Annotated in this window: 13 protein-coding genes and 1 tRNA gene; 11 read left to right on the top strand and 3 right to left on the bottom strand. The window is 72.3% G+C overall.

Features of this window, described 5'->3' with window-relative positions:
- Positions 1 to 19: 19 nt before the first annotated feature.
- A complete protein-coding gene (locus ACH4E8_RS08545) occupies positions 20 to 778 on the bottom strand; it encodes a 5-formyltetrahydrofolate cyclo-ligase (protein WP_398445658.1) in 759 nt (252 codons plus the stop codon).
- A gap of 128 nt (positions 779 to 906) precedes the next feature.
- On the opposite strand from ACH4E8_RS08545, the gene galU reads away from it, so the two are divergent.
- From galU to ACH4E8_RS08580, 7 genes are all read left to right on the top strand, one after another.
- On the top strand, positions 907 to 1815 hold the full coding sequence (gene galU / locus ACH4E8_RS08550) for a UTP--glucose-1-phosphate uridylyltransferase GalU (RefSeq protein ID WP_398445660.1): 909 nt from the start codon (positions 907 to 909) through the stop codon (positions 1813 to 1815).
- Positions 1812 to 3131, top strand: a complete 1320-nt coding sequence (glp, locus tag ACH4E8_RS08555) for a gephyrin-like molybdotransferase Glp (protein ID WP_398445662.1) — start codon at positions 1812 to 1814, stop codon at positions 3129 to 3131. The genes galU and glp overlap by 4 nt, the downstream gene beginning before the upstream one ends.
- 271 nt (positions 3132 to 3402) lie before the next feature.
- Positions 3403 to 3888: a cyclic pyranopterin monophosphate synthase MoaC gene (gene moaC, locus ACH4E8_RS08560; protein ID WP_398445664.1), complete on the top strand. Its 486-nt coding sequence runs from the start codon at positions 3403 to 3405 to the stop codon at positions 3886 to 3888.
- Between the two features lie 92 nt (positions 3889 to 3980).
- The gene (locus ACH4E8_RS08565) at positions 3981 to 4499 is read left to right on the top strand and encodes a molybdenum cofactor biosynthesis protein B (RefSeq protein ID WP_398446098.1); all 519 of its coding nucleotides are present in this window, start codon (positions 3981 to 3983) and stop codon (positions 4497 to 4499) included.
- Positions 4496 to 5134 carry a GNAT family N-acetyltransferase gene (locus tag ACH4E8_RS08570; protein ID WP_398446100.1) on the top strand — a complete coding sequence of 213 codons (639 nt, stop codon included), beginning with the start codon at positions 4496 to 4498 and terminating at the stop codon, positions 5132 to 5134. The genes ACH4E8_RS08565 and ACH4E8_RS08570 overlap by 4 nt, the downstream gene beginning before the upstream one ends.
- A 144-nt stretch (positions 5135 to 5278) precedes the next feature.
- The gene (glpR, locus tag ACH4E8_RS08575) at positions 5279 to 6385 is read left to right on the top strand and encodes a gephyrin-like molybdotransferase receptor GlpR (protein ID WP_398445666.1); all 1107 of its coding nucleotides are present in this window, start codon (positions 5279 to 5281) and stop codon (positions 6383 to 6385) included.
- A 100-nt stretch (positions 6386 to 6485) separates the two neighbouring features.
- A tRNA-Ala gene (locus ACH4E8_RS08580) sits at positions 6486 to 6559 on the top strand.
- 250 nt (positions 6560 to 6809) lie between these two features.
- Here the strand turns inward: ACH4E8_RS08580 and ACH4E8_RS08585 are convergent.
- A complete protein-coding gene (locus ACH4E8_RS08585; RefSeq protein ID WP_398445668.1) occupies positions 6810 to 7289 on the bottom strand; it encodes a hypothetical protein in 480 nt (159 codons plus the stop codon).
- A 9-nt stretch (positions 7290 to 7298) separates the two neighbouring features.
- On the opposite strand from ACH4E8_RS08585, the gene ACH4E8_RS08590 reads away from it, so the two are divergent.
- Together ACH4E8_RS08590 and ACH4E8_RS08595 are read left to right on the top strand one after the other, a co-directional pair.
- The gene (locus ACH4E8_RS08590) at positions 7299 to 7973 is read left to right on the top strand and encodes a hypothetical protein (RefSeq protein ID WP_398445670.1); all 675 of its coding nucleotides are present in this window, start codon (positions 7299 to 7301) and stop codon (positions 7971 to 7973) included.
- 239 nt (positions 7974 to 8212) lie between these two features.
- On the top strand, positions 8213 to 8557 hold the full coding sequence (locus ACH4E8_RS08595; RefSeq protein ID WP_398445671.1) for a hypothetical protein: 345 nt from the start codon (positions 8213 to 8215) through the stop codon (positions 8555 to 8557).
- A gap of 537 nt (positions 8558 to 9094) precedes the next feature.
- Here ACH4E8_RS08595 and ACH4E8_RS08600 read toward each other — a convergent pair.
- The gene (locus tag ACH4E8_RS08600) at positions 9095 to 9562 is read right to left on the bottom strand and encodes an Lrp/AsnC family transcriptional regulator (protein ID WP_398445673.1); all 468 of its coding nucleotides are present in this window, start codon (positions 9560 to 9562) and stop codon (positions 9095 to 9097) included.
- A gap of 111 nt (positions 9563 to 9673) precedes the next feature.
- Between ACH4E8_RS08600 and ACH4E8_RS08605 the strand changes: the two genes are divergently transcribed.
- Together ACH4E8_RS08605 and ACH4E8_RS08610 are read left to right on the top strand one after the other, a co-directional pair.
- Positions 9674 to 11038, top strand: a complete 1365-nt coding sequence (locus tag ACH4E8_RS08605; RefSeq protein ID WP_398445675.1) for an APC family permease — start codon at positions 9674 to 9676, stop codon at positions 11036 to 11038.
- Between the two features lie 12 nt (positions 11039 to 11050).
- Complete coding sequence (locus ACH4E8_RS08610) at positions 11051 to 11857, top strand: phytanoyl-CoA dioxygenase family protein (protein ID WP_398445677.1); 807 nt, start codon at positions 11051 to 11053, stop codon at positions 11855 to 11857.
- Positions 11858 to 11963: the final 106 nt, after the last annotated feature.

Genomic DNA, 11963 nt, shown 5'->3' on the forward strand with positions numbered 1-11963 from the left:
TCTGACGGCCGGCAGCCGATCAGAAGCGCCGGACGCCGTCCGGTGTGACCACCGCGTGCACGGGGTGGTCGTGCGCCTCCTCCGGGAGGTGCGCGACCACCTCGTTCGCGTACAACAGCACGACCAGCGGCGGCACCGTCGCGTACGCCCCAGGCGGCCTAGGCTTCCCGGTCGCCCCGGTCGCCCCGGTCGCCCCGGTCACCCCGGTCACCCCGGTCACCCCGGTCGTCGCGAGCCGGGCGAGCACCCGGTCGTACGAGCCGCCGCCGCGCCCCAGGCGCATCCCGCGCGCGTCCACGGCCAGCCCCGGCAGCAGTACGGCGTCCGCCTCCCGTACGGCACCGGGCCCGAGCCGCGGCCCCGCCGGCTCCAGCAGGCCGCGCCCGGCGCGCGCCAACTGTTCGGAGCCCTCGTACACCGCCCAGTCCAGGTCGTTGTCGGCCATCAAGACCGGAAGCAGTACGCGTACGCCCCGGGCGCGTAGCGCGTCGAGGAGCGCACGCGTACCGGGCTCGCGCCCCACGGAGACGTACGCGGCGAGGGTCCGGGCGCCGGTGAGTTCCGGGAGCGAGAGGGCGTGCCGGGTGATGGCTTCGGCGGCCTGCCGGACGTCGTCGGGGGACCGTCGAGCGCGGGCGTCCAGCAGGTCACGCCGGAGGGACCGCTTCGCGGCGGCCAGTCCTTCCGGATGCCGCTCGCCGTCGTCGGCCCCGTCTGACGTGCCGCCCGGGTCCTTCGCCGCGCCGTGGGAGCGTTCGTCGTCCGCCGCCACCGTCATCGCCGCCCCACCCGGGAAATCCCGAGGGAATGCACAACTTCTCCCGACTTTCTCCCCATCTTTCCCTTGCTTTCGTCCTGACTTCGCACCATCTCTCCTCCGCATATCCACCGGATATTGTGCCGAGCATGACTCAGTCGAACCTCAGGATCAGCAAGGCGGTCATCCCCGCCGCCGGCCTCGGTACGCGCTTCCTGCCTGCCACCAAAGCCACTCCCAAGGAGATGCTGCCTGTCGTCGACAAACCGGCGATCCAGTACGTCGTCGAAGAGGCGGTCGCCGCCGGCCTCTCCGACGTACTCATGATCACCGGGCGCAACAAGCGCCCCCTTGAGGACCACTTCGACCGCAACTACGAGCTGGAGGAGGCGCTGTCCCGCAAGGGCGACGAGCCGCGGCTGAAGAAGGTCCAGGAGTCCAGCGACCTCGCCACCATGCACTACGTGCGCCAGGGCGACCCCCGCGGCCTCGGCCACGCCGTCCTGTGCGCCGCCCCGCACGTCGGCGACCAGCCCTTCGCGGTCCTCCTCGGCGACGACCTGATCGACCCGCGCGACCCGCTGCTGTCGCGCATGGTCGAGATCCAGGAGCGCGAGGGCGGCAGCGTCGTCGCCCTCATGGAGGTCGAGCCCGCGCAGATCCACCAGTACGGCTGCGCCGCCGTCGTGCCGACCGGCGAGGACGACGTCGTACGGGTCGGCGAACTCGTCGAGAAGCCCGAGCCGGACGAGGCGCCGAGCAACCTCGCCGTCATCGGCCGGTACGTCCTGGACCCCGCGGTCTTCGCGATACTCCGCGAGACCGCGCCCGGCCGCGGCGGCGAGATCCAACTGACCGACGCGATCGCCAAGCTCGCCGCCGACGAGTCGATCGGCGGCCCCGTCCACGGCGTCGTGTTCCAGGGCCGGCGGTACGACACCGGCGACCGCGGGGACTATCTGCGGGCCATTGTCAGACTCGCGTGCGAACGTGAAGACCTGGGGCCGGAGTTCCGCGACTGGCTCCGCCACTACGTCACCGAGGAGATGCAGCAGTGAGCAGCAGGATCTGGTCGGTCGACGACCACCTGGAGGACGTCCTCACGGCCGTGCGACCGCTCGATCCGATCGAGCTGCAACTGCCCGACGCCCAAGGCTGCGTCCTGGTCGAGGACGTCACCGTCCCCGTCGCCCTGCCGCCCTTCGACAACAGCTCGATGGACGGGTACGCGGTGCGCACGGCGGACGTGGCCGGCGCCAGCGAGGAGTTCCCCGCCGTCCTCACCGTCGTCGGGGACGTGGCGGCCGGCGGCGCCGCGCCCCCCGCCGTCGGCCCCGGTCAGGCCGCGCGGATCATGACCGGCGCCCCGCTGCCGCCGGGCGCCGAGGCCGTCGTCCCCGTCGAGTGGACGGACGGGGGTACGGGCGGCGGCGCGGTGACGACGATGCTGCCGGCGGGGGAGGCGCCCGAGGGGGCCAGCGGCGAGGTCCGGGTGCACCGCGCGGTCGAGCCGGGGGCGCACGTGCGCCCCCGCGGCAGCGACGTCCAAGCGGGTGACCTGGCGCTCGCCCGCGGCACGGTGCTCGGCCCGCCGCAGATCGGGCTCCTCGCGGCCATCGGCCGGGGCGCGGTCCGAGTCCGCCCGCGCCCGCGCGTCGTCGTGCTGTCCACGGGCAGCGAGCTGGTCCAGCCCGGCGAAGCCCTCGGCGAGGGCCAGATCTACGACTCGAACAGCTTCGCGCTGGCCGCCGCCGCGCGGGACGCCGGAGCCCTGGCGTACCGGGTCGGCGCGGTCACCGACGACGCGGACGTGCTGCGCGCCACCATCGAGGACCAGCTCATCCGCGCCGACCTGGTGGTCACCACGGGCGGCGTCAGTGTCGGGGCGTACGACGTGGTCAAGGAGGCCCTGGCGGCGGTCGGCGAGGCGGACGCGGGGGAGGACGAGGTCACGCCCGGCAGCGGTGTGGACTTCCGCACGCTCGCCATGCAGCCCGGCAAGCCGCAGGGCTTCGGCACCGTCGGCCCCGACCACACCCCGCTGCTGGCCCTGCCCGGCAATCCCGTCTCGTCGTACGTCTCCTTCGAGCTGTTCGTACGCCCCGCGATCCGGACGCTCATGGGGATGACGGACGTCGACCGGCCCAGGGTGCGCGCCGTGCTCAAGGCCGACGCACCGCTGCGCTCGCCGGCGGACCGCCGCCAGTTCCTGCGCGGGACCCACGACGGCGACGCGGGCACGGTCACCCCGGTGGGCGGCGCCGGCTCCCACCTGATCGCGGCCCTCGCGCACGCCGACTGCCTGATCGTGGTGCCCGAAGCCGACACCGCGGTCGAGCCGGGCACGGAGCTGGAGGTGATCCTCCTCGGTTGACGCCCTTCGCCCGGCCTGGGCGCCCCTGCCCGGCGGTACGCGTCTTCGCCGGACCGTACCGGTCTCCGCCCGGCGGTACGCGTCCCCGCCCGGCGGCCGGAGTCCTCCCTGACAGTCGGAGCCCTGCCCGGCAGCCGTGGTTCTGCCTGGCAGTTGGGGTCTCCGCTTGCCGGCACGGACTCCGCTTGGCGGTACGGTGTCAGCGCACGCAGGCCCGTGGCCCGTAGGGACCTGCCAGGCCCGGGAGCGGCGACGACCGAATGAGCATCCAATGAGCACTGACGGCGGCAGCCGGCTGACGCACATCGACGCGGCCGGTGCGGCCCGCATGGTCGACGTCTCCGCGAAGGACGTCACGGCGCGCACCGCCCGCGCCACCGGCCGGGTCCTGGTCGCGCCGCGCGTCGTCGAGCTGCTGCGCGGCGACGGCGTACCGAAGGGCGACGCCATCGCGACCGCCCGGATCGCCGGGATCATGGGGGCCAAGCGCACCCCCGAGCTGATCCCGCTCTGCCACCCGCTGGCCCTTTCGGGGGTGACGGTGGACCTGACGGTCGCCGACGACGCCGTGGAACTCGCGGCCACGGTCAGGACGACCGATCGCACCGGCGTCGAGATGGAGGCGCTCACCGCCGTGACCGTGGCCGCGCTCACCGTCGTGGACATGGTGAAGGCGGTCGACAAGGCCGCGGTGATCACCGACGTGCGCGTGGAGGAGAAGACGGGCGGCAAGTCCGGCGACTGGAGCCGGTCGTGAGCCGCGGCGGCGAGGTCCACAGCCACGCCCACCCGCAGGCCAGGGCCGCCGAGGCCGCCGAGGGCCAGGGGCACCCCCGGGAGGTCCGCGCGCTGGTGATCACCGCGTCCAACCGGGCGTCCGCCGGGGTGTACGAGGACCGCGGCGGCCCCCTGCTCGTCACCGGCCTCACCGCGCTGGGCTGCACCGTCGACGGCCCGGTGGTGGTGCCGGACGGCGCCCCGGTCGGCCGCGCCCTGCGCGAGGGCGTGGCGGCCGCGTACGACGTCGTCGTCACCACCGGGGGCACCGGCCTCTCGCCCACGGACCGCACCCCCGAGGAGACCCGCGCCGTCCTGGACCACGAGGTCCCGGGCATCCCCGAGGCGATCCGCGCCTTCGGCGCCGGGAAGGTCCCGACGGCGGCGCTCTCCCGGGGACTCGCGGGCGTCGCCGGTCGTACGCTGGTCGTGAACCTGCCCGGTTCCCCCGGCGGAGTACGGGACGGTCTGGCCGTGCTGGAGCGGCTGCTGTCGCACGCGGTCGACCAGATCAGGGGCGGTGACCACCCCGCGCCCCCGCCCGGCCCCGACGACCGTCGGGAGACCAGACCTTCTGGGAGTCCGAACTGAACGCGCCCTGGCCGGTCGTACTGGTGGACGGCGACGTGGTCCTCCGCCCGATAAGGCTGCGCGACCAACGCACCTGGCGCGAGGTGAACCGGCGCAACCGCGACTGGCTGCGCCCCTGGGAGGCCACGGTCCCGCCGCCCGCGCCGGGGGCGCCGCCCGCGCAGCGTCCGACGTACCGCCAGATGGTCCGCCACCTGCGGGCCGAGGCGAACGCGGGCCGCATGCTCCCCTTCGTCATCGAGTACCAGGGGCGGCTGGTCGGCCAGTTGACGGTGGCCGGGATCACCTGGGGCTCCATGTGCTCGGGGCACGTGGGGTACTGGGTGGACCGCGGCGTCGCGGGCCGCGGAGTGATGCCGACGGCCGTCGCGCTGGTCACGGACCACTGCTTCCGCACCGTCGGACTGCACCGGATGGAAGTCTGCATTCGCCCCGAGAACGGACCGAGCCGTCGGGTGGTGGAGAAACTGGGATTCCGGGAAGAGGGGATTCGTCCACGTTATCTCCACATCGACGGCGCCTGGCGGGACCACCTCGTGTTCGCACTGACGGCCGAGGAAGTCCCCGAAGGGCTACTCCGCCGCTGGCACCGGGCCCGACCGCAGGCACCACAGGGCCCCCAAGGAACCCGGTAAATAAAATATGTGTTCGAAATCGACCGCCAATGACGATGTGATGATCCAAACAATCGCAAGAAAAGCCCGTCATATCAGCGGGATCGTGCGACACACCGGGCCAATTGGCGGATGCCCTTGCAAGAATCCCTCTACGGTGTGACCGTGAGCAGCAGCGGCCTCATCTACGCAGTCATCGTCGGGGCCTGGGCCGCCTACTTGGTGCCGATGTGGCTCCGCAGGCAGGACGAGCTAAACGAGGCTCGACCGACGGAACGCTTCTCCACCGCCATCCGGTTGCTGTCCGGACGCGGGGCGATGGAGCGCCGATACGCCAAGGAGCTGCGGGACCGCACCCCGGAGCAGCCCGATTCCGACGTCCACCCGGATGCCGCCACGGAGCCCTTGAGCACCGTGGATGTCCGGGCCTTCGCCGCGCCCCGCACCGAGGTCCGGACCACGCCTCCGGACCCGGCGCAGGCGCCGGCGCAAGAGCCCGAGCCTCCCAGGCAGCCCCGCCAGCCCCGCCGTCCCCGGCAGCGCCCCAACCGCGCGGCGGCCGAGCGCGCCCGGCGCAGCAAGGTGCTGGCCCGGCGCCGGCGGACGACGGTGCTCCTCTTCGTGGGGTTCACGGCGGGCGCGGTCGTCGCCGCGGTCGGCGGCACCGGCTTCCTCTGGGCGCCGGCCGCTCCCGCGGTGCTCCTCAGCCTGTACATCGGCTATCTGCGCACCCAGGAGCGGCGGCGCTTCGCCGTCGTCATGGACCGGCGCCGCGCGGAGGCGGCGGCGCAGCGCCTGCGTGAGACCCGGCACGCCCGGCCCGGCCGCCGCCAGCCCGCCCCGCCGGCCCCGGCGCCCGCCGCCGAGCAGGGCGAGACCCCGGAGCCCCACCCCGAGCCCGAGTCGGCACCGCTGTCGCCGCAGGAGGCGGGCCGCCGCGCCCTCGTCGAGCAGACGGACCACGCGGAGTGGGTCGACCAGCAGCGCGACCGCGGCCCGGCGACTGGCGACAGCTGGGACCCGGTCCCCGTCCCCCTGCCGACGTACGTGACGGCTCCGGTCGCCCCGCGCGCCACGAGCGGCATCGACATGAACGACCCGGAGACCTGGAGCTCGGCCCGCTCCTCCGCCGCGGACCCGCCCCGCAACGAGGCACCGCCGCCGCGCCGGCAGCCGCAGCCCCAACCCCGCCGCACGACCCGCGACCGCGGCCGCACCCCCCTCTTCGACCAGTACGCCGACGAGGACCGCCCCCGCGCCGCCAACGAGTGATCGACTCCGCTCCGCCCCACGGGGCGGAGCCGCCCCCGACCAGCACGGGAGCGGATTTCCGAGCACCCCGATCGGGATGCTAGAGTTTCACTCGTTGCAAGGGCCTGTGGCGCAGTCTGGTAGCGCACCTCGTTCGCATCGAGGGGGTCTGGGGTTCAAATCCCCACAGGTCCACAACAGCTCAGAGCCTCCGCCGGAGAAATCCGACGGAGGCTCTGTGGCGTTGTACAGCAGTGAAGTACAGTAACTACTCCGGATCTTGCGCGCCCAGGTGCCGGCCCAGCCGCAGGAGTGCCTTGCGGGTTTTTTTCGGACGGCACGTGCGTGTACACCTCCATCGTCACCGCGATCTTGCTGTGCCGGAGGATCTGCATCGTGATCCTGGGGTGCACGTCCAGCGCGGCGAGGAGCGAGCCGAAGGCGTTCATCTGGGCCTGGAGGTAGGGGAAGTCCTTCTCCAGTCCGGCCGAGACCAGGACGTCGCGGAGGGCGGCGGTCGCGTCGCGTGCCGCGTACCACGGTTCGCTCTCGACGGGGCCGCGTCATCCCCATGGCGAACCGCCTCCGCCTTGGCCGTCGCCCCGACCATCGCTGCGGAGACCGGGAACTCCTCGCCGTAGCGGTCGACGCGTTCGAGTAGGCCGGTGGCGGCGACGAGCATCACCGCCAGGGCGACGACGCGGAGCGGGGACGGCTCCGGCGCTCGGGTCGGGGCGGCGAGCCACTGGTAGCGGTCGCCGGAGAGGGGCATCGGGCCGGGGAGGACGACGAAGGAGCCGGTCGCCAAGTACCCGTACGTGGGCGTTCCGTGGCCCTCGGACTCCCTGATCACGGCCCGGTCGAAGCGGTCGCGCGAGCCCGGGGCGATGAGGAAGCCGACCTGCCTGTTGCCCAGGTCGGTCATGACGGGCCCGTGAGGCATGCCCCTCTGCTGGAGCTGACGTACCCCGACAGCCCGGAGGCGGGCGTCACCGCGATAGCGCCGTTATGGCGGGCCGACTTCGACGGTCACGAGCCGTTGCTCACCTCGGACGTCTCGGACGCCGTGTGGCATGAAGCGTCGCTCCGTTGGCTCGTCGCTCCAGAAGCCGTCGTCCCCACGGTCGCCGCAGGTGACGGGCCACGCGTCGGGCTCGCCGACGTCGCAATGATCAAGTCGACCGCGGACATGTTCGCCCAGCTCGACGACCGGTTCGGCGGTGACCACGCCCGGCAGAGCTTGATCCAGTACCTCAGTAGGGACGTGGCCCCGCTCCTGTCAGGCCAGTACACGCAGGCCGTCGGACGGGCCCTGTTCGCCGCCGTCGCCGAAGCGACGCTCCTCGCGGGGTGGATGTCGTACGACGCCTGCCACCACGGGCTCGCGCAACGGTACTTCGTCCACGCGCTCAGGCTCGCGCAGGACGGCGACGACCGACGACCACCGCGGGCCGTGCGCGCCTCTCCGGCCAGGAAGGGGGACCTTGCCGACTCCGCTGCCCTTAGTACGCATCGAGACGGTCTGGGGTTCACATCCCCACAGGTCCACAGCAGGGCCGTTCACGAGTTAGCTCGTAAGCGGTTCGCGAGTCCCGTCCGGTCACATTGATCGGGCGGGATTTCGTCGTTTCTGGGCTCGTCTGGAGGTCTGGGTGCGCAGGTTATGCCGGGCTGGCGTGTGCCTTGTGGCCTGTGGGCGTCGTGCGGGCATGACTGCGCACGACGCCCACGCGGGGGAGTTCGGCGCACGCGTGGCCGGCACCCTCGGGCGCAGGTACGGCTGGTCTCTCTACGTTCTGGAACAATCCGGGGCAGCTGGCCTCAAGCGCTCATCGCCGTCTCGGCGATGTGGCCTGCTACGGCCCGTACGACGACTCACCGGAAGGTACCGGGCTCGTCCTGTCCATCACCGATTACGACGGCTTCACCACCGCCTGCCCGCGAGCAGCCCAGATCGTTCTGGACATCGTCGCCGATCAGGCCCGCCATGCGGGGGTACTCCAGCGCCGCTTCTTCTGCCTCATCCTCAGCAACGACCCGGACATCCAGTTCGAACCCGTCGGCGCCATGCCCGTCCTGTGGAACGACGACGAATGGTTCGACGCCGACCGCCGACCGCCGACCGCCGACCGCCGACCGCCGACCGCCGACGCTGAAGCGGGCGGTCGCGGGCATGTCAGAGCCTACGGCTAGCATCCGGCCGTGAATCCTGAGCTGCTGTCGACCATTGCTGTTCCTCTCCCGCCTGGACGGCTGATCACGTCCGACGAAGGAGACGGAAGCTCCAAGCCCTGTGGCTGAGCAACGGCCCGATATCCGCAGAGCTGTGGGTGCGGATCCGTGACGAACACCCCCGCTCGGGGTATGGCCCCTGCTACTCGACTCGCGGCATCCCGAGGACAGCGACTTCCGGCCCTGGGGCGCCGGTGAGCTCTTCCCAGAACAGATGTCATCGCCTACGCAGCCGACACTCCGACGTGACCTCGCACCCCCACAAAGCCGCCGTGATGCCGCACCGCCCAGCAGCCGGTCCAAGCACCGCAATTGGGGAACGACCACCTGGAGCGCGGGTAATGATCTTCAACCGCTTCTGTTCCGCCTGGTCAGCAGCGCTCGTGAACACCCCACAGCATCGCTGTTCTTGAGTTCGCTCAGAGGTGGTTGGCGAGGTCCCGGTGATCGTGGTGATCACCGGGGCCTTTGGCGTTTGTGGGGCGTCGGATGGGGTGGCTACGGGGTGGGGGCGTCGAGAGGGCTGATGACGGGTGTGCTCACGTGTTGGTAGATCACGGAGCTGCGGAAGTTGACGATCTCGCGGCGCTGGCTGAAGCGGTCCATGAGGAACGTGTGGAGGTGGTCGACGTCGGCTACGGCGACGTGGACCAGGAAGTCGTCGCCGCCGGCCACGACGAAGACCGAGAGGACTTCGGGGAGGTCGGACACGTACGCCTTGAAGTTCTCGATGACGTCCCGGCTGAGGGGGCGCACTTGGATCGACAGCAGTGCTTGGACCGGGCGGCCCAGGGAGCGGAGGTCGACGGTTGCGTGGAAGCCCGTGATCACTCCGCGGTGGCGCAGGGCTCGGGTTCGTTCGAGGCAGGTGGACGGGGCGATGCCGAGGCGGCGGGCGAGTTCCCTGTTGGTGATCCGCGCATCGCGCTGCAAGTGGTCCAGTATCAGCGAATCAAGTTCGTCCATGGGCGCCATTGTGGCCGCCGAAGCGAATGGTGTTCGGGGTCTGGTCATTGTTGTCGTCGGGGTGCCTAGCGTTCGCCGTCACTGACCGAACGAGGTGACGGAGGACGCGCGATGGCGGAGCGACCCGTTGGGGTCGTCGCTCGGCGGCGACGGGGGCGGCAGCGGTCCGGGTTGGGAGCCGGGGCGGGAACGGCGCTGTGCGTCGGGGCGGTGTTGGGGCCGGGAGCTCTGACGCTGACGTCCACGGCAGCGGCGGCAGCGGGGCCGGGGTCGGTGTTGGCCTGGCTGGTGCTGGTCGGGGTGAGTCTGCCCGTGGCCCGGGTGTTCGCGGCGCTCGGTGCCCGGAATCCGGACGGGGGCGGTGTGGCCGCGTCCGTGGAGAGGGCGTTCGGGGCTCGGCTGGCCGGGCCCGTGGGGTGGTGGTTCTACTGGGCCGTCCCGTTGGGCGTGCCCGCCGCGGCGCTCATCGGTGGTGAGTACGCGGCTGCCGCTGCGGGGTGGGGGCGCTCCGCCGTTCCGGTGATCGCGCTGCTCGTCGTGGGTGCTGCGTATGGGGCCAATCTGGTGGGGCTGCGGCTGTCGGGGCGGCTGCAACTGCTCATGGTCGGTGCGCTGGCGTCGCTGTTGGCCGTCACGATCGCGGTGTCGGGCACCGGGGTGCGGGCCGCCCACTTCAGCCCCTTCCTGCCGCACGGTTGGTCCTCCGTCGGAGTCGCGGCAGGCATGTTGTTCTTCGCCGTCGCGGGCTGGGAGGCGATCAGCCACCTTTCGGCGGAGTTCACCGACCCGGCGCGGGACCTGCCCCGGGCCACCCTGCTGGCCTGGGCAATCGTCGCCGTGCTCTACGTGGGGCTCGCGCTCGTCACCGTCGGAGTGCTCGGGGTGCGGGCCGGAGCCACCACCACTCCGCTCACCCTGCTGCTGGAGCAGGGCTTGGGGACGTCCGCCCGGCCCGTGGCGGCGGCAGCGGCGCTCCTGTTGACGTTCGGCGCGGTCAACGCCTATCTCGCCGGGGCCGCCCGGTTGGGGGAGGCGCTGGGGCGGCGGGGCGCCATGCCCCGCAGGATCACGGTCGGGCCTGCCGAAGGGAGCGGCGTACCGCGCCGCAGCCTGACGGTGGTCACCCTCGCGTCGTCGGGGGTCGTCGCGGCCGCGGCCTACGGATTCATCGACCTGGAGACTTTGCTACGGGCGACATCGGCGTGTCTGGCCGCCGTCACCCTCGCCGGACTCGCTGCCGCGACGGTCCTGTTGGAGGGGCGACGCTCGTTGCGCGTCAGCGCTGCCGTCAGTTGCGGTGTGGTCGCCGTGGTGCTCGTCTTCTGCGGGCCGTTCCTGCTGGTGCCGGCCGTGCTGGCGATGGCTGCCACCGCCTTCGCCGCGGGAGCTTCGGCCAGAGCACTACACCGTGCTCGACGTCGGTGTCCTGACCACAGCCGGGCAGAAAGTGTCGGGCGGGCGGGATCGCCGCGCTGAGACGTTGGCGGCATGAACAAATCGACGAGCGAATCGGCCATCAGCGGCGAGGCGGTGTCCGACTTCGTGGAGAACGGATTCCTCCGGGTGGCGGGGGCCTTCCCGGGGGACGTCGCGGCGGAGTGCCGGGAGATCATGTGGCGGGACATCGACGAGGAGGCCGACGCTCCGGCGACGTGGCGCAGCCCCGTGGTGCGGCTCGGCGCGTACGGGCAGGAGCCGTTCCGGGCCGCGGCCGACTCGCCGCGGCTGCGGGCCGCGTTCGACGTACTCGCCGGGGCGGGGCGCTGGGCGCCCCTCGGAGGGCTCGGGACGTTCCCCGTACGGTTCCCCAGCGATCAGGAGCCGGGCGACGACGGGTGGCACGTCGACGCGAGCTTCCCGGGGGACGACCCCGGGGACTTCATGTCGTACCGGGTGAACGTCGCTTCGCGGGGGCGGTGGTTGCTGATGTTGTTCCTGATGTCCGACGTGGGGGAGGACGACGCGCCCACCCGGATCAGGGCGGGGTCCCACCTGGACGTCGCCGCGCTGCTCGAAGCGGAAGGAGACGACGGCCTGGCCTTCATGGACCTCGCCGGGCGGGCGGTGGACGCGACCGAGCACCGGCCGCTCGTGACGGCCACGGGACGGGCCGGGGACGTCTACCTCTGCCACCCCTTCCTCGTGCACGCGGCGCAACCGCACCGGGGGGTCGAACCGCGCTTCATGGCGCAGCCGCCGTTGCTGCCCAAGCCGGGGCGGGGGCCGGGCATCGAGCGGGCCGACGGTGCGTACTCCCCGGTGGAGGCGGCGATTCGGCGGGGCATCGGGCGCTGACGGGCGTCGGTGCGCGTGGTGCGTGGGCACCAGGAAGCGCGGGTGCCTGGTGCGGGTGCACCAGGTGGAGACGGCTGCGGGGGACGATGCACCGCGGGGCGCCGGA

Source organism: Streptomyces sp. NPDC017979, from assembly GCF_044328175.1.
Classification (GTDB): domain Bacteria; phylum Actinomycetota; class Actinomycetes; order Streptomycetales; family Streptomycetaceae; genus Streptomyces.

Coding starts and splice junctions, on each gene's coding strand:
- ACH4E8_RS08545 (WP_398445658.1), bottom strand. CDS start 778: ATGACGGTGGCGGCGGACGACGAACGCTCCCACGGCGCGGCGAAGGAC.
- galU (WP_398445660.1), top strand. CDS start 907: ATGACTCAGTCGAACCTCAGGATCAGCAAGGCGGTCATCCCCGCCGCC.
- moaC (WP_398445664.1), top strand. CDS start 3,403: ATGAGCACTGACGGCGGCAGCCGGCTGACGCACATCGACGCGGCCGGT.
- ACH4E8_RS08585 (WP_398445668.1), bottom strand. CDS start 7,289: ATGACCGACCTGGGCAACAGGCAGGTCGGCTTCCTCATCGCCCCGGGC.
- ACH4E8_RS08600 (WP_398445673.1), bottom strand. CDS start 9,562: ATGGACGAACTTGATTCGCTGATACTGGACCACTTGCAGCGCGATGCG.
- ACH4E8_RS08605 (WP_398445675.1), top strand. CDS start 9,674: ATGGCGGAGCGACCCGTTGGGGTCGTCGCTCGGCGGCGACGGGGGCGG.
- ACH4E8_RS08610 (WP_398445677.1), top strand. CDS start 11,051: ATGAACAAATCGACGAGCGAATCGGCCATCAGCGGCGAGGCGGTGTCC.